25 protein-coding genes are annotated in these 22,913 nt (G+C 52.2%); 14 read left to right on the forward strand and 11 right to left on the reverse strand.

Going from position 1 to position 22,913, the window contains the following annotated elements:
* The first annotated feature begins 179 nt into the window (after window positions 1–179).
* Window positions 180–1,385, forward strand: a complete 1,206-nt coding sequence (locus RIN69_RS08020) for a serine hydrolase (protein WP_313856695.1) — start codon at window positions 180–182, stop codon at window positions 1,383–1,385.
* 33 nt (window positions 1,386–1,418) lie between these two features.
* Here the strand turns inward: RIN69_RS08020 and RIN69_RS08025 are convergent, their stop codons facing one another.
* The 3 genes from RIN69_RS08025 to RIN69_RS08035 form a co-directional block, all read right to left on the reverse strand.
* Window positions 1,419–2,705, reverse strand: coding sequence for an HAAAP family serine/threonine permease (locus tag RIN69_RS08025; RefSeq protein WP_313856696.1), 1,287 nt, complete (start codon window positions 2,703–2,705; stop codon window positions 1,419–1,421).
* Between the two features lie 578 nt (window positions 2,706–3,283).
* Window positions 3,284–3,889, reverse strand: coding sequence for an undecaprenyl-diphosphate phosphatase (gene ybjG / locus RIN69_RS08030; protein WP_313856698.1), 606 nt, complete (start codon window positions 3,887–3,889; stop codon window positions 3,284–3,286).
* A gap of 416 nt (window positions 3,890–4,305) precedes the next feature.
* Window positions 4,306–5,994, reverse strand: a complete 1,689-nt coding sequence (locus RIN69_RS08035) for an aspartate:alanine antiporter (RefSeq protein ID WP_313856699.1) — start codon at window positions 5,992–5,994, stop codon at window positions 4,306–4,308.
* 260 nt (window positions 5,995–6,254) lie between these two features.
* On the opposite strand from RIN69_RS08035, the gene ybjM reads away from it, so the two are divergent.
* Window positions 6,255–6,629, forward strand: coding sequence for an inner membrane protein YbjM (gene ybjM / locus RIN69_RS08040; RefSeq protein WP_313856700.1), 375 nt, complete (start codon window positions 6,255–6,257; stop codon window positions 6,627–6,629).
* A gap of 51 nt (window positions 6,630–6,680) precedes the next feature.
* Here the strand turns inward: ybjM and RIN69_RS08045 are convergent, their stop codons facing one another.
* Complete coding sequence (locus tag RIN69_RS08045; protein WP_313856702.1) at window positions 6,681–6,947, reverse strand: GrxA family glutaredoxin; 267 nt, start codon at window positions 6,945–6,947, stop codon at window positions 6,681–6,683.
* A gap of 209 nt (window positions 6,948–7,156) precedes the next feature.
* On the opposite strand from RIN69_RS08045, the gene RIN69_RS08050 reads away from it, so the two are divergent.
* The 10 genes from RIN69_RS08050 to rlmC all read left to right on the forward strand — a co-directional run bounded on the left by RIN69_RS08050 (window position 7,157) and on the right by rlmC (window position 16,032).
* The gene (locus tag RIN69_RS08050) at window positions 7,157–7,447 is read left to right on the forward strand and encodes a YbjC family protein (RefSeq protein WP_313856703.1); all 291 of its coding nucleotides are present in this window, start codon (window positions 7,157–7,159) and stop codon (window positions 7,445–7,447) included.
* Window positions 7,431–8,153 (forward strand): oxygen-insensitive NADPH nitroreductase, encoded by a 723-nt coding sequence (nfsA, locus tag RIN69_RS08055; RefSeq protein ID WP_313856704.1) that lies wholly within the window; start codon window positions 7,431–7,433, stop codon window positions 8,151–8,153. Before RIN69_RS08050 ends, nfsA begins: the two co-directional genes overlap by 17 nt.
* A gap of 22 nt (window positions 8,154–8,175) precedes the next feature.
* Entirely contained in the window at window positions 8,176–9,078 is a 903-nt protein-coding gene (gene rimK, locus RIN69_RS08060; RefSeq protein ID WP_313856705.1) for a 30S ribosomal protein S6--L-glutamate ligase, read from the forward strand.
* Window positions 9,079–9,165: 87 nt separating this feature from the next.
* A complete protein-coding gene (locus RIN69_RS08065) occupies window positions 9,166–9,645 on the forward strand; it encodes a YbjN domain-containing protein (RefSeq protein WP_313856707.1) in 480 nt (159 codons plus the stop codon).
* 380 nt (window positions 9,646–10,025) lie between these two features.
* Entirely contained in the window at window positions 10,026–11,135 is a 1,110-nt protein-coding gene (potF, locus tag RIN69_RS08070) for a spermidine/putrescine ABC transporter substrate-binding protein PotF (RefSeq protein WP_313856708.1), read from the forward strand.
* A gap of 166 nt (window positions 11,136–11,301) precedes the next feature.
* Entirely contained in the window at window positions 11,302–12,435 is a 1,134-nt protein-coding gene (potG, locus tag RIN69_RS08075; RefSeq protein WP_313857650.1) for a putrescine ABC transporter ATP-binding subunit PotG, read from the forward strand.
* Between the two features lie 11 nt (window positions 12,436–12,446).
* A complete protein-coding gene (gene potH / locus RIN69_RS08080; RefSeq protein WP_313856710.1) occupies window positions 12,447–13,409 on the forward strand; it encodes a putrescine ABC transporter permease PotH in 963 nt (320 codons plus the stop codon).
* Window positions 13,406–14,248 (forward strand): putrescine ABC transporter permease PotI, encoded by an 843-nt coding sequence (gene potI, locus RIN69_RS08085; protein ID WP_313856712.1) that lies wholly within the window; start codon window positions 13,406–13,408, stop codon window positions 14,246–14,248. The genes potH and potI overlap by 4 nt, the downstream gene beginning before the upstream one ends.
* Window positions 14,249–14,364: 116 nt before the next feature.
* Window positions 14,365–14,844 (forward strand): YbjO family protein, encoded by a 480-nt coding sequence (locus RIN69_RS08090; protein WP_313856713.1) that lies wholly within the window; start codon window positions 14,365–14,367, stop codon window positions 14,842–14,844.
* Window positions 14,845–14,904: 60 nt separating this feature from the next.
* A complete protein-coding gene (rlmC, locus tag RIN69_RS08095) occupies window positions 14,905–16,032 on the forward strand; it encodes a 23S rRNA (uracil(747)-C(5))-methyltransferase RlmC (RefSeq protein ID WP_313856714.1) in 1,128 nt (375 codons plus the stop codon).
* Window positions 16,033–16,142: 110 nt separating this feature from the next.
* Here rlmC and RIN69_RS08100 read toward each other — a convergent pair whose 3' ends face one another.
* From RIN69_RS08100 to RIN69_RS08125, 6 genes are all read right to left on the reverse strand, one after another.
* Window positions 16,143–16,874, reverse strand: a complete 732-nt coding sequence (locus RIN69_RS08100) for an arginine ABC transporter substrate-binding protein (RefSeq protein WP_313856715.1) — start codon at window positions 16,872–16,874, stop codon at window positions 16,143–16,145.
* Between the two features lie 127 nt (window positions 16,875–17,001).
* Window positions 17,002–17,670, reverse strand: a complete 669-nt coding sequence (gene artM, locus RIN69_RS08105; protein WP_313856716.1) for an arginine ABC transporter permease ArtM — start codon at window positions 17,668–17,670, stop codon at window positions 17,002–17,004.
* Window positions 17,670–18,386: an arginine ABC transporter permease ArtQ gene (artQ, locus tag RIN69_RS08110; RefSeq protein WP_313856718.1), complete on the reverse strand. Its 717-nt coding sequence runs from the start codon at window positions 18,384–18,386 to the stop codon at window positions 17,670–17,672. Before artQ ends, artM begins: the two co-directional genes overlap by 1 nt.
* A gap of 7 nt (window positions 18,387–18,393) precedes the next feature.
* Window positions 18,394–19,125 (reverse strand): arginine ABC transporter substrate-binding protein, encoded by a 732-nt coding sequence (gene artJ / locus RIN69_RS08115; RefSeq protein WP_313856719.1) that lies wholly within the window; start codon window positions 19,123–19,125, stop codon window positions 18,394–18,396.
* A 14-nt stretch (window positions 19,126–19,139) separates the two neighbouring features.
* Complete coding sequence (artP, locus tag RIN69_RS08120) at window positions 19,140–19,868, reverse strand: arginine ABC transporter ATP-binding protein ArtP (protein ID WP_313856720.1); 729 nt, start codon at window positions 19,866–19,868, stop codon at window positions 19,140–19,142.
* Between the two features lie 214 nt (window positions 19,869–20,082).
* Window positions 20,083–20,625, reverse strand: a complete 543-nt coding sequence (locus RIN69_RS08125; RefSeq protein WP_313856723.1) for a lipoprotein — start codon at window positions 20,623–20,625, stop codon at window positions 20,083–20,085.
* Window positions 20,626–20,725: 100 nt separating this feature from the next.
* Here RIN69_RS08125 and RIN69_RS08130 point away from each other — a divergent pair, with 100 nt between their 5' ends.
* Window positions 20,726–21,046, forward strand: coding sequence for a heavy metal-binding domain-containing protein (locus RIN69_RS08130; RefSeq protein ID WP_313856724.1), 321 nt, complete (start codon window positions 20,726–20,728; stop codon window positions 21,044–21,046).
* Window positions 21,046–21,882 (forward strand): N-acetylmuramoyl-L-alanine amidase, encoded by an 837-nt coding sequence (locus tag RIN69_RS08135; RefSeq protein WP_313856725.1) that lies wholly within the window; start codon window positions 21,046–21,048, stop codon window positions 21,880–21,882. The genes RIN69_RS08130 and RIN69_RS08135 overlap by 1 nt, the downstream gene beginning before the upstream one ends.
* 28 nt (window positions 21,883–21,910) lie before the next feature.
* On the opposite strand, the gene ltaE is transcribed toward RIN69_RS08135, so the two are convergent.
* Window positions 21,911–22,912, reverse strand: a complete 1,002-nt coding sequence (gene ltaE / locus RIN69_RS08140; protein ID WP_313856727.1) for a low-specificity L-threonine aldolase — start codon at window positions 22,910–22,912, stop codon at window positions 21,911–21,913.
* Window position 22,913: the final 1 nt, after the last annotated feature.

Raw genomic sequence — 22,913 nt, forward strand, 5'->3', positions numbered from 1 at the left:
GAAATCAGGCAGAAATTACGCTGTTTCGCAGCAAAGCCCAGATTTATCTAATAAACTCTAAAAAACTTTACGGTCATACTGTTTTTTTCAGTTAGCCGAAAGGTTAGCGTAGTAGGTTAAGTGCTGTTGGATAACATCATGAAACCTTTAAAATTTTAAATGGATACTCTGGTCACGTCATGAACAAAACTCGCCTCTTCGCCAGTGTCCGGGCACTGGCTGCCAGCACTACCCTGATTGTGATAACAACCTCTTTCGCTCGCGCTGAGCAAGCCCCTGCGGCACCGCAGATTGATGCTAAAGCATGGATTTTAATGGATTATGCCAGTGGTAAAGTGCTGGCCGAGTCCGGTGCTGATGAGCGGCTTGATCCCGCCAGCCTGACCAAAATGATGGCCAGTTATGTTATCGGGCAAGCGATCAAAACCGGAAAAATCAGCAACGATGATTTAGTAACCGTCGGTAAAGATGCCTGGGCTACCGGTAACCCTGTTCTGCAAGGCTCCTCACTGATGTTCCTGAAACCAGGCGACCGTATACCGGTATCTGAACTGAACAAAGGTATCGTCATTCAGTCCGGTAATGATGCCAGTATCGCGCTGGCCGATTACGTCGCCGGCAGTCAGGACTCTTTTGTTGGCCTGATGAACAACTATGTTAAAGCACTTGGTCTGCAAAACACCCACTTCAAAACCGTTCACGGCCTCGATTCCGATGGGCAGTATAGTACCGCACGCGATATGGCACTGATTGGCCAGGCGCTGATCCGTGATGTGCCGGAAGAGTACGCGCTGCATAAAGAAAAAGAGTTTACCTTCAACAAAATTCGCCAGCATAACCGTAATCGTCTGCTGTGGAGCAGCAATCTGCAGGTGGATGGAATTAAAACCGGCCACACTTCAGGGGCGGGAAATAACCTGGTGGCTTCAGCCACCGAAGGGGATATGCGGCTGATTTCTGTGGTGCTGGGTGCCGCAACTGACAGTATTCGTTTCCGCGAAAGTGAAAAGTTGCTGACGTGGGGCTTCCGTTTCTGGGAAACCGTGACGCCAATTAAGGCCAACACGGCATTTTCTACCCAGCGGGTATGGTTTGGCGACAGTAAGCAGGTCAAGCTGGGCGTTGAGAAAGATGCCGCACTGACCATCCCGAAAGGGCAGATGAAGAATATGAAGGCCAGCTTTACCCTAACGTCACCGCAGCTACAGGCGCCGTTAAAGAAATATCAGCAGGTAGGAACTATCGACTTCCAGCTTAACGGTAAGACTATTGAGCAGCGTCCGCTGGTAGTACTGGATGAGGTGCAGGAAGGGGGCTTCTTCAGCCGTATCTGGGACTTTGTGATGATGAAGCTGGATGGTTGGTTTGGAAAGTGGTTTTCCTGATTAAAACGGGCGGCTAAGCGCCGCCCGCGAACCTTATCCTACCAGGTTAAACAGAATTCCCGAAATCGCTACCAGGCCGATCAGTACCACAAACACGTTACTGGCCGCGCCGCTGTATTTGCGCATCGCCGGAACCTTGTTGATTGCGTACATCGGCATCAGGAACAGCAATACTGCGATAATCGGACCACCAAGGGTTTCAATCATTCCGAGAATGCTTGGGTTCCAGCTGGCAACAATCCAGGTGGTTACCAGCATAAACAGCGCAGTGAAACGGTTAAGTTTGTTCTCGCTAATCTGCTTGCCGCGACCGCGCAGCGATTTCACCACCAGACCGTTAAAACCTTCACGAGCTCCCAGATAGTGACCAAGGAAGGATTTGGTAATCGCCACGATGGCAATAATCGGTGCCAGCCACGCCATCATTGGCGTATTAAAGTGGTTAGCCAGATACGAAAGAATCGAAATATTCTGCTGTTTTGCTTCTGCCAGGTTTTCCGGTGTCAGGCTGAGTACGCAGCTGAAGACAAAAAACATCACCGTTATCACCATCATCAGATGGCTGAAAGCCAGGATGCGAGAGCATTTAGGCTCGGCCTGATCGCCATACTCTTCACGCTTCGCTACGGCGAAAGCAGAGATAATCGGGGAGTGGTTAAAGGAGAAAACCATCACCGGGATTGCCAGCCATAACGTCATGAGCAGACCGTTGCCACTGCCTGCCAGTGAAACATTGTCGAAAATCGCGCTGCTCCAGTTAGGGATTAACCACACCGCCAACAGCATCAGCACTGCGACAAATGGAAACACCAGCAGACTCATGGTTTTGACAATGATATCTTTACCAAAGCGCACGATGGTCATCAGGCCAATCAACAAAATCAGTGCCAGTAATGCACGCGGCGGTGATTGCAGATGCAGCTGATGGGTAATAAAGCTGTCGACGGTATTGGTGATTGCCACGCTGTAGACCAGCAGGATTGGATAGATGGCAAGGAAGTAGAGCAGGGTGATCAGCTTACCGGCACCGACGCCGAAATGTTCTTCCACCACCTCAGTGATATCTGCGCCAGGCTTGCTGCCAGACAGCACAAAACGACACAGGCCGCGATGCGCGTAGTAGGTCATCGGGAAAGCCAGCACCGCCATAATAATCAGCGGAATAAGCCCGCCAATCCCGGCGTTTATCGGCAGAAACAGTACGCCTGCGCCGATGGCCGTGCCGTATAAACCCAACATCCACATGGTGTCACTTTTACGCCACGCCATCACACTTTGCTGTTTATCATCCGCCAAAATCGCGGTTTGAGACGAGTCCATAATCTTCTCCAGTGCTGTCCACAACAGAAAACAATCAATTATCACCCGACGATCGCGCCTGCTCATGCGCTGTAAAAATAATCGTCAACCACAGCAGTGATTAATCATCGCTATTATTTTATGGCGCACACTCTACCACCGGAATAAGCAGAAGACAGCGTTAGTTTGGCGATATCAGGTGATCAGGATCACAACTGCATTAATATTTTTAGTTAATTAAGCTGTCTTTTGCTGAAGATGTTTATTGCATGTTCTGGTTAACCGAGGATTTACAGTCTTAATAACTATATTCTAACTTTTTCTCAACTATTAAACATTGTCATTGTTGTTGATTTTATGCACAGTGAAAAAATAAAAATGATTTAAATCATGAAGTTGTATCTTTGATAAATAAATATGGCTACATAATGCGCGGGTTGCGCAACAGGATTAATAATCGTCTGACAAACAGCGCTTATTGCGCAATAAATGATGAGGTGGCAGGAAAGGTATTATTTAGCAGGAAAGGCTGAAGGAAAAAGCTAAAAATTCAACAGGCTAAAAATATTAAGACCCGCATCGCTGCGGGCCTTTCAGCATTAATCGCGGACCCAGCCTTTACGTATCGGAAAGGAGAACAGTAAACGATACAACTGACTGAGCACACTCAGCATGCGGTTACCGTAGAACTGCCACGCCAGTTGGGAGAACAGGCAACCGAGCATTCCGACCAGCAAACCGCCAATCATATCCATTGGCCAGTGCACGCCGAGGAACACGCGTGACCAGGCAATTAACACGCCCGCCAACATTAAAATCGCGCCCGACCAGCGGCGATGCCAAAACAGGAAGGAGAGTGCAAAAGTGAAAATGGTGGTGCCATGATCGCTTGGATAGGAGTAATCCGGCGCGTGTTCAAGGAACTGATGGCCGATATTGAGCGTAAAAGGGCGCGGGTGTGGAAACAGTGAGCCCAGACACCAGGAGATCGCCAGCGCATAGATCAGCGCAATACCGGTTTTCAGCACCAGCTCACGTTGCGAGGTAACACGATCTTTTGGTCCCCACAGCCATAATGCGACAATCAGCAGTGGCACAATAGCGATCAGATCTCGTGCTATAAAGGTGGCCAGCGCAAGCAACCACTGCGGCGATTCTGGTGTGGCGTTAATCCAGAGAAACAGCGTCCGGTTTAACTCTTCCATTATCAGTTATCCTCTTCCTGTTAAGCAGATGCCTGACGCATCTAAAAATGAAACGTTGCTCTGCGCATCACCGGAGAAATTCCACTGACCAGCAGCGCAAAAAAAAAGCATTAAAACGAGGGGGATAGCTTAAAATAGCGCTATTAAGTGGTAAATAGAGTTTATCCTAATCGGCGCTGATGTTGTGGTTTGGTTTAACATTAATGTCAGTTTTATGACGGTGACACGCTGAATACTTCGCGGAGCAGCAAGTTTCTCGCCCGGCATCAGTTGGGGTTCTGCAACCATTGCCCATAAAAAAACCCGCTAGTCATTTGACTAACGGGCTCCACAATTTGGGGATTTCAAAGAAAAGCAGTGGCACTAATTAAGACTGTGCGGGTAACAGAAAGTTCTCTGTCATTGATAATTATTTTTTAACCAGGCAGAAGCGGCCAGATAATCACAATAAAGGTTCCGGCCAGCGTCAATAACACATTGGCGATAGCATAGGTGCCGGCGTAGCCCAGAGCCGGAATATTGCTGCGTGCGGTATCGCTGATGATTTCCATCGCTGGCGCGCAGGTACGCGCACCCATTATCGCGCCGAACAGCAGTGCGCGGTTCATTCGTAAAACGTAAGCGCCGAACAGGAAGCAGATCACTACCGGTACTAAACTGACCGCCAGCCCGGAGAACAGCATCTGCAAGCCGGTGATGCCGAAGCCGTGCGCCATGCCGCTGCCAGCACTCAGCCCGACACCAGCCATAAACACCATCAGGCCAAACTCTTTCACCATGGTCAGCGCACCCTGCGGGATATAGCCGAAAGTCGGGTGGTTGGCGCGCAAAAAGCCGAGCATGATACCGGCAAACAGCAGTCCTGCCGCATTCCCAATACCAAAGCTAAAGCTGCTGAACTGGAAAGTGATCATGCCAATCATCAGGCCGATGATAAAGAAGGCGCAGAAGGCCAGCAGATCGGTCAACTGGCTGTGAATCGAGATAAAGCCGATGCGGTCAGCAACGGTTTTAACCCGGCGCGCTTCGCCGCTGACTTGCAGCACATCGCCTTTATTCAGCATGATGCTATCGTCAATCGGCATCTCAATCTGGCTGCGAATCACCCGGTTGAGAAAGCAGCCGTGGTCGGTCAGCTTCAGCTGGCTGAGGCGCTTGTTCACCGCATTGTGATTTTTAACCACAATCTCTTCGGTCACGATGCGCATATCCAGCAGATCGCGGTCGAATACCTCTTTGCCGTTGCGGAAACTGGTGTCGAGGCGCGAATGCGCGTCAGGATAGCCAACCAGAGAAATTTCATCCCCTTGCTGTAACACCGCATCGCCGTCCGGATTCGCCAGAATGCCGTTACGACGAATGCGTTCAATATAGCAACCGGTTTGGCGATAAATCCCCAATTCACGCAGGTTTTTGCCGTCAGCCCAGGCCACCAGTTCTGGCCCGACGCGATAGGCGCGGATCACCGGTAAATAGACTTTACGCTGGCTGTCGGTATCCAGGCCACGTTCACGGGCGATCTGCTGCGCGCTGGTCGGCAGATCCTGGTGCTGTAATTTTGGCAAATAGCGTGCGCCAAATATCAGGCTGACCAGCCCGACCAAATAGGTCAGGGCGTAACCGAGGCTGAGATTATCCTGCATGATGCTGAGCGATTTGCCATCGCTGACAGTCTGGCGCAGCGTATCACCGGCACCCACCAGCACCGGCGTGGAGGTCATTGAGCCTGCCAGCATCCCGGCGGTTAAGCCGATATCCCAGCCCAGCAGTTTACCCAGGCCCAGCGCCATCGCCATTGCACTGATTACCATCACCAGCGCCAGCATCAGATAGTTTTTGCCGTCGCGAAAGAAGATTGAGAAAAAGTTTGGTCCGGCTTCTACGCCGACACAAAAAATAAATAACATAAAGCCAAGGTTTAGCGCTTCGGTATTGATCGCGAAGTGTTGTTGTCCTAACAACAGCGATACCACTAAAACACCAATGGAATTACCCAGTTGTACAGAACCTAAGCGTAATTTACCTAAGCAAAGACCCAAAGCCAGTACGACAAATAATAACAGGATGTAATTCCCGCTTAACAATTCTGCGACGTTTATGTTCACGGCTTAACTTCTTGTTTACCAGTAACTTGTTGATAGGAGAGAATTTATGCGTTAACGTTTATCTACCCGGAACGGGCGCAGGATGCTTAAGCGTCTGGCGTTAAGGGACCTGAAAGGATAAATAAAAGCGCGCTTATTTTAAGCATTTATTTATTTTTCAGCCAGTAAAAAACAGCACACTTTTTTATTTTCTGCTGAATCTCTCCTGAATGAATTAATTTCCGGGATGGAGATCAAGGCGACTCAACCGAGGACAGGCTATGTTGCTGCAAGGCGTCCGTTTATCGGGCGTGATGATGTGTATCATGCTGTATTGCGCGGTGTTTATTATCGCCCGCTATAGCATGGCGATTGAAAGCCCCGGTGAAACGCACGTGCAGCCTGGTTTGTTGCTGTTTATCTTTCCCGGTGTGCTGGCGGGACTGTACTCGAAAGAGGCACCGCTTAGCGTGGCGCTGTGCGGCGCAATTCTCGCAACGCCAATTTGCCTGTTGCTATTGCATTCGCGTTTTGTCGTGCACGCGGGGTTCTGGCAGGAGTTTGCCTGGTATGCCAGCGCACTGTTCTGGTGTGGCTCTGGTACGCTGGTGGTGATGCTGTGGCGAGCGATAGGCGGCTCGCGTCGACGTATTTAATCAACGAAAAAAAACCGGGTGCTGAGACCCGGTTTTTTTATGCGTTACGCGTTATTGCTGGAAAAGACCAAAGTGCTCTTTCGCGTAAGCTTCGAATTCGGTGTAGCCACCAACGTGTTTCTGGTCGAGGAAAATCTGTGGCACGGTTTCGACCGGCTTACCCACCGTTTTCTCCAGATCGGCTTTGGTGATCCCTTCGGCATGAATGTCGATATAACGGAAGTTAAAATCATCACGCTCTTCAGTCAGTTTTTCTGCCAGCTCTTTTGCGCGAACACAGTAAGGGCAGCCTGGACGTCCAAAGATCACTGCAAACATAAGGTAACTCCTCAAAGGTTAGATTCTTTTCTGTGATTGTCATCACATTTTATCGATGTATGGGCCTATGATGCCCGCATCGTTAGCTGAAAGGAAGAAGGAATTGCCTGTTAATCTGATTTGCACAGGCTATGCAGAGTTATAGCAATTAAGCTTTAATAGAGCGGCGGTGCCATCAGCCGCAGCGAATGACAGACAAAGGAGAGGAAATGCGTGCATTTGGAAAGTTACCCAAAACCGTACTGGTAATGGAAGTACTGGGCATTCTGCTGCTGGGGCTGGCGATGATGTCAATTAATCAGTGGCTGTCGCTGCCTGACGGACTTAGCGGCAAAGCGGCGGCGACCATCATGATCTTTGCCGGCATTGCGCTAATGTTGCCTGCGGCCGCTACGCTGATGTGGCGAACCGCGCAGGCGTTGGCACCGCAGCTACTCGGCACGCCAAAGCGTGACAAAAAAACCACCAGACCCGGAGATTCTCATGACGCCGACCATTGATCTATTACGTTCGCATCGCTCGATTCGTGCTTTCAGCGAACAGCCGATGACTGACGCGCAGCGCGAGGCGATTATTGCCGCCGCGCAGTCGGCCTCGACCTCAAGTTTTTTACAGTGTTCCTCAATTATTCGGGTTACCGACAAAGCCCTACGCGATCGGCTGGTTGAGCTAAGCGGCGGGCAGAAGTATGTGGCGCAGGCCGCAGAATTTTGGGTGTTTTGCGGCGACTTCAATCGCCACCTGCAAATTTGCCCGGATGCGCAGCTGGGGCTGGCAGAGCAACTGCTGCTCGGCTGCGTTGATACCGCACTGATGGCGCAAAACGCCATGGTAGCGGCAGAGTCATTAGGGATGGGCGGTGTGTATATTGGTGGCATTCGTAACAATATCGACAGCGTTGGTCAGCTGCTTAAACTGCCAAAGTATGTGTTACCGCTGTTTGGTATGTGTCTCGGCTGGCCGGATCAGCAGCCGGACGTTAAACCGCGAATGCCGGCAAAAATGCTGGTGCATGAAAACAGCTACCAACCGATTGATGCTGCGCAACTGGAAGCGTATGACCAGCAACTGCTGGACTATTATCAGCAGCGCGACAGCCATCAACGCAGTGATACCTGGAGCGCGCATATTCAGCGCACCATTATTAAAGAGAGCCGCCCGTTTATCCTCGATTACCTGCACAAGCAGGGATGGGCAACGCGCTAAATCTGGCTTATGAGGCTTGCCGGTGAAAATTGCTATTTTATCCCGCGATGGTTCTCTCTACTCCTGCAAACGCCTGCTTGAAGCGGCGCAGGCGCGTGGGCACAGCGTCGAGATTATCGATCCGCTTTCATGCTATATGAATATTAATCCGGCCTCGGCGGGGGTGCATTACCGTGGCCGCCCGTTGGGCCATTTTGATGCAGTTATCCCGCGTATTGGCCCGGCGACCACCTTTTACGGCATGGCGGTATTGCGCCAGTTTGAAATGTGCGGCAGTTACCCGCTAAATGAATCGGTAGCGATTACCCGTGCGCGCGACAAGCTGCGCTCGCTGCAACTGCTGGCGCGGCAGGGCATCGATCTGCCAGTGACCGGCATTGCCCATTCTCCCGATGATACTCATGATCTGATCGAGATGGTCGGTGGCGCACCGCTGGTGGTCAAACTGGTTGAAGGCACGCAGGGTATCGGTGTGGTGCTGGCGGAAACTCGTCAGGCAGCGGAAAGTGTGATCGATGCTTTTCGCGGGCTTAACGCCCATATTCTGGTGCAGGAGTATATAAAAGAAGCACAGGGGCGCGATATTCGTTGTCTGGTGATTGGCGATCGAGTGGTCGCTGCAATTGAACGCCAGGCGAAGGAGGGCGACTTCCGTTCCAATCTGCATCGTGGTGGCACGGCGCGACCGGTTGAGATCACCGATCGCGAGCGTGAAATTGCCGTTAAAGCGGTCAGCACGCTGGGGCTGGATGTGGCGGGCGTAGATATTCTGCGCGCTGCTCGTGGGCCGCTGGTGATGGAAGTCAATGCTTCACCCGGCCTCGAAGGGGTAGAAAAAATCACCGGCAATAACATCGCCAGCCTGATGATTGAATGGATTGAACAGCAGGCTCAGCCTGGTTTCAGTCTGAAAACCGGCGGCTGAGTGCCATATTTCTTCCAGGATCGTGGTGTTCACAGCACTTTTTCCGTAAGCTGTGCGCTCTTTAATTGCGGCATGAGGCAGTAGGTTATGGATTCACTCGTCGTTCCAGATATTGACGTGTTACGACGTTGGCTGGATCAGCAAAGTATCACCTGGTTTGAATGCGATGCCTGCCAGGCGCTTCATCTGCCGCATATGCAAAACTTTGACGGCGTTTTCGATGCGAAACTCGATCTGGTCGATGACGTTATTCTGTTTTCGGCACTGGCGGAAGTAAAGCCAACCGCGTTGATTCCACTGGTAGGCGATTTATCGCAGATTAATGCCAGCTCGTTGACGGTAAAAGCCTTCCTGGATATTCAGGATGATAATTTGCCGAAGCTGATTGTCTGTCAGTCAATGACGATTACGGCCGGTCTGACTTACAGTCAGTTTTCGCACTTTATGAAGCAGAGCGAAGAGCAAATTTCGATGGTGATCCTTGAAGCGTTTGCCAACAACTTATTAATAGTTGGTGAGGATGACGATCGCACCGCGACCATTACCCGCCAGTCAATGCTGCACTAAACTCTTATCTGCTGTTCAAATGCCGCTTTTTGCGGCATTTTTCATTTTTGTCCTACCAGTTTTTATTCTGCACTTTGCCCTTTATTGCCAGATATTACGCGTGGCTTATGCCGCATCTGGCATATCACAGAGATGAAACGTGCATAGAAAATCGATAAAAGGCGTTTTTTACCCTGGGGTATGGTCTGTGCCGGAATCGGGGGCTATGCTTGCGTGGCTGCATGTTGCTTGTACCAGCATAGGTTTTTTCTATTAACTGCCCGATGAATATTCATTCATTGTAAGCCTGATTTTTAACACTTTTTACTTTCAGAAAAGCGCCACCGCGATTCGCTTGTTCTGCAGAGTTGTGATGATCCCGGTTCAGGAGGAAGGAAAAGATGTTCAACCAACGCAAAAAATGGTTATCAGCTGTGGTCGCTGGCGTGCTGATGGCGGTCTCCACTGGCACGATGGCAGAACAAAAGACACTGAATGTCTATAACTGGTCTGATTATATTTCCGCAGATACCGTACCGAACTTTGAAAAACAGAGCGGTATCAAAGTGGTGTATGACGTCTTTGACTCCAATGAAGTGCTGGAAGGCTTATTAATGGTCGGCAGCTCCGGCTATGACGTGGTGGTGCCTTCTTCCAGTTTCCTCGCGCGTCAGCTGGAAGCCGGTGTGTTCCAGCCGTTGGATAAGAGTAAGCTGCCGAACTATAAAAACCTCGATCCTGAACTGATGAAGAAATTAGAACAGCACGATCCCGGTAATAAATATGCGATTCCCTATCTGTGGGCGACCACTGGCATTGGCTACAACGTCGAAAAAGTGAAGGCGGCGCTGGGCAAAGATGCGCCGGTCGACAGCTGGGATCTGGTGCTGAAACCTGAAAACCTGGAAAAACTGAAAAGCTGCGGCGTTTCGTTCCTCGATGCACCGGAAGAGATCTTCGCCACCGTACTGAACTATCTCGGCAAAGATCCAAACAGCAGCGATGCGAAAGAGTATTCCGGAGCGGCGACCGATCTGCTGTTAAAACTGCGTCCGAACATTCGTTACTTCCACTCTTCGCAATATATTAACGATCTGGCTAACGGAAATATCTGCGTCGCGGTCGGCTGGGCAGGGGATATTCTGCAAGCGAAACAGCGGGCGAAAGAAGCGAAAAATGGTGTAGATATTGCCTACAGCATTCCAAAAGAGGGCGCGCTGGCGTTCTTCGATATGCTGGCCATTCCGAAAGATGCGAAGAATGTAGATGAAGCCTATCAGTTTATTAATTATCTGATGGAGCCGAAAGTGATTGCAGATATTTCCAATAAAATGTTCTATGCCAGCGGTAATAAAGCTTCCCTGCCACTGGTCGAGGCCGACATTCGTAATAATCCGGGTATTTATCCCACCGAAGCCACCATGGCTAAACTGTTTATTCTGAAAGTGCAGGATCAGAAAATTGACCGCGTGCGCACCCGCGCATGGACTAAAGTAAAAAGTGGTCAGTAACGGATAACCACCCGCGGCCATACAGCTGATGCCAGTTCAGTAGGGGGAGCCGTTTTCGGCTCCCGTTGTGATGGCAGGCAGGTTGCCAACCCCAACTTTTATCAGTTATTTCATCTCATTAAACGGCCAGCCGTGAACATCAGCTTTGCACCGGAGAGAAATGTTAGTGAACGATGTGATCCCTCGTCCGCAAAATAAACCAGCGAAGGCATTAACCCCGCTGCTGGAAATTCGCAACCTGACGAAATCTTTTGACGGGCAGAATGCCGTTGATGATGTCAGCCTGACCATTTATCAAGGCGAAATTTTTGCCCTGCTTGGCCCGTCCGGTTGTGGAAAGTCAACGCTGTTGCGCATGCTGGCGGGCTTTGAAGCGCCCAGCCACGGGCAAATTGTGCTCGATGGGCAGGATCTTTCGCAGGTGCCACCGTATCAGCGCCCGATCAATATGATGTTCCAGTCATATGCGCTGTTTCCACACATGACGGTAGAGCAGAATATCGCCTTTGGCTTAAAACAGGATCGACTGACGAAAGCTGAAATCGCCAGCCGCGTCGAGGAGATGCTGGCGCTGGTGCATTTACAGGAGTTTGCCAGACGTAAGCCGCATCAGCTTTCCGGCGGGCAGCGTCAGCGTGTGGCACTGGCGCGCAGCCTGGCAAAGCGTCCAAAGTTGTTGCTGCTGGATGAACCGATGGGCGCGCTGGATAAGAAGCTGCGCGATCGGATGCAGCTGGAGGTGGTGGATATCCTTGAGCGCGTCGGCGCGACCTGCGTAATGGTCACCCACGATCAGGAAGAGGCAATGACCATGGCCGGACGCATCGCGATTATGAATCGCGGCAAGTTCGAGCAAATTGGCGAGCCGGAAGAGATCTATGAGCATCCAACCAGCCGCTACAGCGCGGAGTTTATCGGCTCGGTAAATGTGTTTGAAGGCATACTGCGTGAACGTCAGCCGGATGGATTAGTCATCGACAGTCCGGGGCTGATTAATCCGTTAAAGGTCGACTCTGACAGTTCGGTAATGGATAACATGCCGGTGTGGATCGCCTTGCGACCGGAGAAAGTGATGCTGTGTGACCAGCCTCCGACAGACGGCTGTAACTTTGCTGTCGGGGTAGTGGAACATATCGCTTATCTCGGCGATCTGTCGATTTATCATGTGCGTCTGCGCGGTGGCCAGATGATCTCTGCGCAGTTACAGAATGCCCATCGCTTCCGTCAGGGAGCGCCGACCTGGGGTGATGAAGTGCATCTTTGCTGGGATACCGACAGCTGCGTTGTGTTGACGGTCTGAGTGAGGGAAACATGAGTCAATTTAACCAACCGCTTGCTAAATCTCCGCCCGCGACGGCGAAACCAGGCGCATCGCTGGCAGCGCGTCTGCTGTTAAAACATGGCCGCAAGTTGGTAATTGCGCTGCCGTGGATCTGGCTGTTTATGCTGTTTTTCCTGCCATTTTTATTTGTGCTGAAAATGAGCTTTGCCGAATCACTGCGCGCCAGCCCGCCTTACACCGAGTTAATCAGCTGGGCTGACGATCAATTCAGTCTGGTTTTAAATTTCAGCAACTATTTACGGCTGTTCAGCGATGATTTTTATATCGGTTCTTACCTGCAATCGCTGAAGCTGGCGGCGATATCCACCGCGATCTGTTTACTGATCGGTTATCCGCTGGCGTGGGCAGTGGCGCAAAGTAAGCCGTCGGTGCGTAATATTCTGCTGTTACTGGTGCTGCTGCCGTCGTGGACCTCTTTTCTGGTCAGGGTGTATGCGCTGATGGGGCTGCTGAACAATAACGGCGTATTAAATAATTTTCTGCTGTGGCTCGGGGTTATCAATCAGCCGCTGGAGATTCTCTACACCAATGTGGCGGTGTATATCGGCATCGTTTACTGCTATTTGCCCTTTATGGTGCTGCCAATTTATGCCGCCCTGACGCGTATTGACTATTCGCTGGTGGAAGCTTCACTCGACCTTGGTGCCGGACCGCTTAAAACTTTCTTCCAGGTGATTGTGCCACTGACCAAAGGCGGCGTGATTGCCGGCTCAATGCTGGTATTTATTCCGGCGGTGGGGGAGTACGTGATTCCGGAATTACTCGGCGGTAAAGATACGGCGATGATTGGCCGCACCATTTTGTCGGAAGTGTTCTCAAACCGTGACTGGCCAATGGCTTCCGCTCTGGCGGTGACCATTCTGCTGATTCTGACGTTGCCGATTATCTGGTTTCATAAGCATCAGAATAAACAATCGGGAGCCAAAGTATGAATTCACTGCCTGCTGTGCGTTCGCCGTGGCGGACGGCGATTCTGCTTACCGGTTTTACCCTGCTGTATGCACCGATGCTGTTGCTGGTGATCTATTCAGTCAACAGTTCGCCGCTGGTCACGGTATGGGACAGTTTTTCGCTGCGCTGGTATGTACAGCTGTTCCACGACAGCAAGATGCTGAACGCCATCGGCCTCAGTCTGAGTATCGCGGTGCTGGCGGCCAGCACGGCAGTGGTGCTGGGCACGCTGGCGGCGGTGGCGCTGGTGCGTTTTGGCCGCTTTCGTGGCTCCACCAACCTGGCATTTATGCTGACCGCGCCGCTGGTCATGCCGGATGTGATAACCGGTCTGGCACTGTTACTGCTGTTTGTCGCGATGGGACACGCTTTTGGCTGGCCTGAACGAGGCATGATCACCATCTGGATGGCGCATGTTACTTTTTGTACCGCTTATGTCGCGGTGGTGATCAGCGCGCGGCTGCGTGAACTGGATCGTTCGATCGAAGAGGCGGCAATGGATCTGGGTGCCACGCCGCTGAAGGTGTTTTTTGTTATTACGCTGCCGATGATTGCTCCGGCGATTATTACCGGCTGGCTGCTGGCTTTTACTCTGTCGCTCGATGACCTGGTGATTGCACGTTTTGTTACCGGTGCCGGAGCCAATACTTTACCGATGGAGATTATGAATTCTGTTCGCCGTGGTATGAATCCGGAAATTAATGCGCTGGCTTCATTGATCCTGCTGGTGGTGGGAATTGCCGGTTTTATCGCCTGGCGCATTATGGCGCATAAAGAAAAACAGCGTATTCGTGATATTCAGAAAGCTGCACGTGGATGAAAGTGAAATAGTTTGCCAATATAATGATCAGTAAGGGAACGAATTTTTCAGCAGCGGCTCACTGAGTCGCTGCTGTGATCATTATTGCGTGTGGCGGGGTCTGCAGGAGAAACCAGATGTCGGATGTGTTCAGAGCGGGAAAAGGCAGCATTGAAACGCACTCTGCGATTCCGGTTCCGGTATTAATTGCCGGCAGCGCGATTATTGCCACACGCTGCCTGAGCGTGCTGCTGCTCGCCAATGAACTGGGCTACGAGGAGCTGGCCAACTTTATTCATCGCAGCGCACAGGCCTGGGATTCGACGCTGATATTTATCGCCAGTCAGTTAATCTTCTTTATTGAGTTACGCTGTGCTATTGCACTGCTGCGCGGCACCAACTGGGGGCGCTGGGGCTATGTCCTGACGCAGATCATTGTGGTGCTGTATATGCTGGTGGCGTCGCTGGGCTGGGTCTATCCGGAGATTTTCAGCATCAGCGGTGAAACCAATGCCGAAATTGTCCATACTCTGATCCTGCAAAAGTTCCCTGATGTCGTGGTGCTGATACTGTTGTTTGTTCCGGCCAGCAGCCGCAAGTTTTTTCACAAGCATTAGGCTCTGGTGCTACAATCCACGCCCGCATTTTTGCGTTAATCATCTAATACAGGCTTTAACATGCATTGCGCGCTTTACCAGGCGGATCGTTGCCGTTCCTGCCAGTGGCTCGAAATACCTTATCCGCAGCAGTTGTCCACCAAACAATCCCAGCTGGAACAACTGCTGTCTGAGCAGGCCGTCGCCGAATGGTGTCAGCCAGTGACCTCAGCGCAACAGGGTTTCCGTAATAAAGCCAAAATGGTGGTCAGCGGCAGCGTGGAGCGTCCGCTGCTTGGCATGCTGCATCGTGACGGTACGCCGGTTGATCTTACCGCCTGTCCGCTGTATCCGCACAGCTTCAGCGAGGTGTTTGCCCAACTTAAGCCGTTTATCGCCCGGGCTGGCCTGACGCCGTATAACGTGGCGCGTAAACGCGGTGAGCTGAAGTACCTGCTGTTAACTGAAAGTAGCCAGCAAGGGGCACTGATGCTGCGTTTTGTGCTGCGCTCACACAGTAAGCTGGCGCAGTTAAAGGCCGCGCTGCCGTGGCTACAACAGCAGTTGCCGCAGCTGAGCGTGATATCCGCCAATATTCAGCCGGTGCATATGGCGATCCTTGAAGGTGATGAAGAGATCCCGCTAAGCGAAAATCAGGCGCTGGCGGAACAGTTTAATCATGTGCCGCTGTATATTCGGCCGCAAAGTTTCTTCCAGACCAATCCGCAGGTCGCTGCCGCGCTGTATGCCACCGCACGCCAGTGGGTCAGTGAACTGGCGGTCAGCCAGATGTGGGATCTGTTCTGTGGCGTTGGTGGGTTCGGTCTGCACTGTGCCACGCCGGAGATGACGCTGACCGGTATTGAAATCAATGCCGAAGCGATCGCCTGTGCAAAGCGCTCGGCGCAGAAGATGGGGCTGGATAAAGTGCAGTTTGCCGCGCTGGATTCAACGCAGTTTGCCACCGCCAATGGCGAAGTACCGGAGCTGGTGCTGGTCAATCCGCCACGCCGCGGCATTGGTGCTGAGCTGTGTGATTATTTAAGCCGGATGGCACCGCAGCATATCCTTTATTCCAGCTGCAACGCCCAGACGATGTCGACGGATATTGCCCGGCTGGCAAACTATCAGATTGAACGGGTGCAGCTGTTTGATATGTTCCCGCATACCGCCCACTCTGAAGTGCTGACGTTATTAAAGCGGGTTTAAGCGCGGACGTTAATTGGCAGGCCAGACAACTTCGCCGCTTACTGCTTCCCAGTGATATGTGCAGAACCTCACCCGAGTAAGCGTTTCGCTTGTCTGACCCACCCGTTCAGTTACTGTGGGAACCAGTGATCGCTGATCTTCTGGTAAGTGCCGTCAGCTTTGATTGCTGCCAGCGCATCATTCAGTTTCGTCAGCAACGCCTGATTATCCGGGCGAACCGCGATACCCAAGCCGGTGCCAAAATATTGTGCATCGGTCACGTGTTCACCAACGGTAGCCAGATTCGGATTACTTTTAAGCCATTCGTTCACGACTGCAGTATCACCAAACACGCCATCCAGACGACCATTTTTCAGGTCAAGAATCGCATTCTGATAGCTGTCGTAAGCCACCGTGGTGACTTCCGGATGCTTTTCCTGCAAGTATTTCTGATGCGTGGTGCCGTTTTCCATACCGATACGTTTGCCTTTCAGTTCGTTCAGGCTGCTGAACTTGCCTTTCTGGGCAATCACCACCGCAGAGTTGGCGTAGTAGGGCTGAGTAAAGGAAACCTGTTTGCTGCGCTCAGGGGTGATATCCATACCAGAGATGACCGCATCGTAACGACGGAATTTCAGCGCCGGGATTAGGCTGTCAAACGGGTTGTTGGTAAAGGTGCAGTCTGCCTGCATCTGCTGGCACAGTGCTTTGGCGAGGTCGATATCAAAACCGACGATTTGATTGTTACTATCCAGAGATTCAAACGGCGGATAGGTGGCAGAAGAGGCAAAACGAATTTTCTCAGCCGCGCTGGCGCTGAAAGCGACGCTGGCAAGCAATGCGGTCAGTAACAGTTTCTTCATCGGTGGTGCTCCTGTTTCTCTTTATCATTATGTTGCCGTGAGGCGAGAAACAAGATGCCATTAAATGAATGACTATGCAATATTTGTGTATAAATAATTAAAAAGGCGAGATGAACTCGCCTTTTTGTTAATTTCTATGCTCAAAAGCCAGTGCGCGCCGTTCGATTAACCGCATCAGTAACGTCAGTAATCCATTGACCACCAGATAGATCAGACCTGCGGCAGCGAATACCGAAATGTCATAAGTGCGGCCATACAGCAGCTGTGCGTGACCCATCACTTCCATCAGCGTGATGGTATAGGCCAGCGACGTGCTTTTAAACACCAGCACCACCTCATTGGAATAAGAGGAGAGGGCGCGTTTAAACGCATAAGGCAACAGAATACGCAGCGTATCTTTGCGATTCATCCCCAGTGCGGCACAGGATTGCCACTGACCGGCCGGAATGGCGCGTACCGCACCATGAAACAGCAGCGTGGTGTAGGCGGCACTGTTTAGCGACAGCGCCAGCAGCGCACACAGCCAGGGCTGCGACAGCACGTGCCATAACCACGGAATATGCTGGATCGACGGAAACTGACCCGGACCGTAGTAGATCAAAAAGATCTGCACCAGCAGCGGCGTACCGGTAAATAGCGTGATATAGCCCTTGACCAGCTGACTCAGCAACGGCACTTTTAGCGCCAGCACCACGGTGAACATCAGGGCCAGCACCAGCGCCAGAATCAGTGAGGCCACGGTTAACGTCAGGCTGGTGTGCAGCCCTTTGAGCAATTCAGGTAAATACTCAAGCATCAGCTATTTCCCTGTTCAAAGCGCGTGGTGCGCAGCTCAATACGTTTCAGCACCCACTGGCTGAACAGCGTGATCAGCAGATAGATAGCGGCGGCAATCATATACCAGGTAAACGGCTCCTGCGTGCGGGTGGCAATGCTTTTGGTTTGCAGCATGATGTCATTGACGCTAATCAGCGACACCAGCGCGGTATCCTTCAGCAACACCAGCCACTGATTGCCCAGCCCCGGCAGCGCATGTCGCCACATCTGCGGCATAATCAGGCGGAAAAAGATCGCTGTTTTGCCCATCCCTAACGCCTGACCTGACTCCCACTGGCCGACCGGTACCGCTTTCAGCGCGCCACGCAGCGTCTGCGAGGCATATGAAGAGTAGAGAATCGACAGCGCAATCACCCCGCACAGAAACGGACTGACGTCGAAGTTTTGAATCTCCATCTGCACTGGCAGCTGGAACAGACCAAAATTAATCACGAAACCATCGGACAGCATCAGCAGCAGCTGCGAGGCGCCGAAGTAGATAAACAGCACCACCAGAATTTCCGGCAGTCCGCGAAACAGCGTCACCAGACCGGTGCCGAGCCAGGCCACAGGACGCCAGCGGGCCGATTCCCAGACGGCAAAGATCATTGCCAGAATCAGCCCGACGATTAGCGCACAAATGGCCAGGCCGACGGTCATCCCGGCGGCGCTGACAAGAGGTGTAAATTCGTTCATCAATTAATTACTGTTGGAACCATTTTTCGTAGATGGTTTTATAGGTGCCATCAGCCTTCACTTTATCCAGTGCGGCGTTGAATTTGCCCTGCAGCTCAGTGTTGTCCTGGCGCAGTGCGATACCGAGGCCAGTACCAAAGTAGGCTTTGTCGGTGACTTTCTCACCCACCGGCGTCAGATTAGCATTCTGCTTCAGCCACTCATTCACTACCGCAGTATCACCAAATACTGCGTTAATACGGCCATTTTTCAGATCGAGGATGGCGTTTTGGTAGCTGTCATACGGCACGGCAGTGACATCAGTTTGCTTATCACTGAGGTATTTCTGATGGGTAGTGCCGTTTTGCACGCCAACACGCTTGCCTTTCAGCGCGGCAAGGTCGGTTACTTTGCCTTTCTGCGCGATAAAGGTTGCTGAGTTATCGTAATAAGCATTAGTGAACAGCACCTGCTTTTCACGCTCAGGGGTAATGTCCATGCCAGCCATGACCGCGTCAAAACGACGGAATTTCAGGCTTGGGATCAGGCTGTCGAAAGCCTGATTGGTGAAAGTACATTTAGCGTCGATCTCTTTACACAGCGCATTAGCCAGATCAACGTCGAAGCCCTGAATTTGATTATTCGAATCAACGAATTCAAACGGAGGGTAAGAGGCTTCGGTGGCGAAGCGAATGGTTTGAGCGGCGGTGGCGCTGAGGCTCATTCCGGCTAACAGTGCGGCAAGTACCATTTTTTTCATCGTTATGTCCTGCTTCAGTGCGAGAGATAGTTAGCAAACGCTTCGGTTTGCGGCTGGGTAAAGCGGCTGGCGTCACCCTGCTCAACGATAAAGCCATTCTCCATATAGACCACCCGGCTGGCAGTCTTACGGGCAACTTCTACTTCGTGGGTGACGATAACCTGAGTAATCCTGGTTTGCGACAGCTCGCGAATAATGCTGACGATCTGTGCGGTAATTTCCGGATCCAGCGCGGCGGTCGGCTCGTCAAACAGCAACACCGCAGGTTCCATCATCAATGCGCGCGCAATGGCGACGCGCTGCTGCTGACCCCCGGAGAGATGCAGCGGAAAGCGGTCGACAAACTTGGTCAGACGCAGACGCTCCAGCAGTTTATCGGCACGCGCACGCGCCTGATCTTTGCTCAGCCCCAGAACGCGGCAGGGCGCTTCGATCAGGTTTTGCATCACGGTTAAATGAGGCCAGAGATTATATTGCTGGAATACCATACCGACGTTTTGACGCAGTTCACGAATTGCGCTGTCGGATGGCGTTTTGCTGAAGTCGAAATTGTTCCCTGCAATGCTCAGGGTGCCGGAACGTGGCATCTCCAGCAAATTCAGCACGCGCAGCAGCGAGCTCTTACCCGCGCCGCTGGGGCCGAGCAGAACCAGAGTTTCACCTTCAGGACATTCCAGTTGAATATCGAACAGTGCCTGGTGAGCACCGTAGTAGCAGTTTATACCGTTTAGTTGAATACTCATGCGCAAATAGTGAATAGCAATTGATGTCGCAAATCTTAACGTCGACAGAATAGTTATGCAATCATCGTGCGTTAAAATTTATTTATGATAAGTCAGGTATTTAAAGCGTAGCACAAGATCTCGCATAGCAAGCGGGGAGCGGTAATACAGTGATATTTTTGTTATGTCACACCGGATAAGCGCACCGCAATGTCGCGGCGCGCTTAACAATGCATTATTTTTCTAACGTCTGGCTCAGGCTACCGCCGCCTGGACGCGGCCAGTTGGCGACATAACGTACATCATCCACTGCCCAGCAGGTGCCCTCACGCACCATCAGCACTTCATCCTGCCACTCCACGGCTTGTTCGCCGTTACGGCTCAGTTTAACCCGCAGCGGAATATTACGCGCATCAGTATTCGGAATGGTTGAAGCATCGGCTACGCTGGCTGAGGTCGGGCCGGACACATGGCTGGAGAACAGATCGCCATGGGTTAACTGCGTCGGTTTATCACGGTCCGCATTGGCTTTCAGCAGCTTCTGGTACAGTGAATCACTGAGATAGGGCCGATATTTTGCCAGCAGCTGGCTGTCCGGTAGCCCCTGAGTCGGTTGCTGAATACGCAGATCATAGAATTTTTGCGCCACGACATCCGGTCCGCCATCCACGCATGGCCCGCTGCGACTGCCAATATCTTTGTAAGCTGGTTCGACCGTGGTACAGGCACTCAGCAATAGTGCGGCCGGGATCAGCGCGGCAAACGCTTTGTTTTTCATTTCTATTTCCTTATTGTTAGCTGGCAAGTCATGATTTTTATCATAAAGTATAGCCATGGTTTTTAACCTCGCGGGCTATCAGGTCGATCAGGAGAGCAGCATGAAACTTTCAACTACCCCGACGCTGGAAGGGCAGACCATTACCGAATATTGCGGCGTGGTAACCGGCGAAGCGATTCTTGGCGCGAATATCTTCCGTGACTTCTTTGCCGGCATCCGCGATGTTGTCGGTGGCCGTTCTGGCGCTTACGAAAAAGAGCTGCGTAAAGCGCGCCTGCTGGCCTTTGAAGAGATGGAAGAGCAGGCGAAAGCGCTGGGCGCGAATGCGATTGTCGGTATCGATATCGATTACGAAACCGTGGGTAAAGACAGCAGTATGCTGATGGTCAGCGTCAGTGGAACCGCAGTAAAAATCCGCTAATGCGTTACTGGATGCTGTTACTGGCGATATTGCTCAGTGCCTGTTCGACTCCCGGCATTGAACAGCGTGACGGCTATCGGGTGGACACGCGCCACAGTGCATACGGTGCGCGTCCACGGATTAAAGTGGTGGTGATTCACTACACCGCCGAGGATTTCCCCACCTCGCTGGCGACGCTGACCGATCGGCAGGTCAGCGTGCATTATCTGATTCCCGATCGCCCACCGCAGAAAAAAGGCGATCCGCTAATTTGGCAGCTGGTGCCGGAAGCGCAGCTGGCCTGGCATGCCGGGCCCAGCTTCTGGCGTGGCGCGACGCGTCTGAACGATACCTCAGTTGGCATTGAGCTGGTTAATCCGGGTTATGTCCGCACCGCCACCGGAGTCGTCTGGACGCCATTTACCCCGGAGCAGATCGCCGTGCTGCAACCTCTGGTCCGCGATATTGTGCAGCGCTATCAGATTAAGCCAGAAAATATTGTCGGCCACAGTGATATCGCGCCGCAGCGTAAGCAAGATCCCGGGCCGTTATTTCCCTGGGCATTACTGGCGCAGCAGGGATTAGGGGCGTGGCCTGATGCAGAGCGGGTGCGCGTCTGGCTGGCGGGCAACGATCCGCAGCAGGCGGTGCCGGTTGAGGAACTGATGGCGCTGCTGGCACGCTATGGTTACGAAGTGACGCAAGGAATGACGCCGTCGCAGCAGCAAAAAGTGATTGCTGCTTTCCAGATGCATTTCCGACCAACAGACTTTCGCGGATTGCCGGATGCCGAAACGGCGGCGATCGCCAGAGCGTTAATCGAGAAATATCAGCCAGAACAATCTCCCCAGGGTTAATTTTTAGAGGCGGCGATTTCGCCGCCGGTTAGCGTGAAAGAAACGCCTGCCAGTGGCTGACCAGCAGTTCCAGCGCGTGACGATCGACATCCAGATGCGTTACCAGACGAGTTACCGCGCCGGTGCTGATAATAATACCGCGCTGGTGCATATACTGTTTTAAAGGTTCAATCTGCTCATCAGCGAGGCGCACGAAGACCATATTGGTATCCTGACGCCTGACATCAACACCGATGGCTTTGAGCTGTTCGGCCAGCCAGCGGGCATTGTCATGATCCTCTTTCAAGCGCGCGATATTATGCTCAAAGGCATACAGCCCGGCCGCTGCCAGAATTCCCGCCTGGCGCATACCGCCACCGGTCATTTTGCGCCAGCGGCGGGCACGTTTGATATAATCTTCACTGCCGCACAGTAGCGATCCTACCGGCGCGCCAAGACCTTTCGACAGGCAGATTGTCAGGCTGTCGCAATAGCCTGCAATTGCTTCCAGCGTGGTATCCAGCTCCACCACCGCGTTGAAAATACGCGCGCCATCAATATGTAGCGCCAGCTGATGCTGACGGGTAAAGGCAAACGCTTCCTGTAAATAGGCCATCGGCAACACTTTGCCGTTATGGGTATTTTCCAGGCTTAATAATTTACTGCGGGCAAAGTGGGCATCATCCGGCTTGATGACCGATGCCACTACATCAAGCGGCAAGCTACCATCGGCGGCAGCAAGAATCGGTTGTGGCTGAATACTGCCCAGTACTGCAGCACCTCCCGCTTCATACTTATAGTTGTGTGCCAGTTGGCCGACGATATACTCATCGCCGCGCTCACAGTGGCTGAGTAACGCCACGAGGTTGGCCTGGGTGCCGGTTGGGAGCAACAGCGCCGCCGCTTTCCCGCTGAGTCGTGCCGCTTCAGCCTCCAGCGCATTGACGGTCGGATCGTCGCCGTAAACATCGTCGCCGGTTTCTGCAGACATCATTGCTGCCAGCATTGCGGCACCCGGGCGGGTGACCGTATCACTGCGTAAATCAATCACT

The sequence above is a fragment of the Winslowiella toletana genome (assembly GCF_032164335.1).
In the GTDB taxonomy this organism is placed as follows: Bacteria; Pseudomonadota; Gammaproteobacteria; order Enterobacterales; family Enterobacteriaceae; genus Erwinia; species Erwinia toletana_A.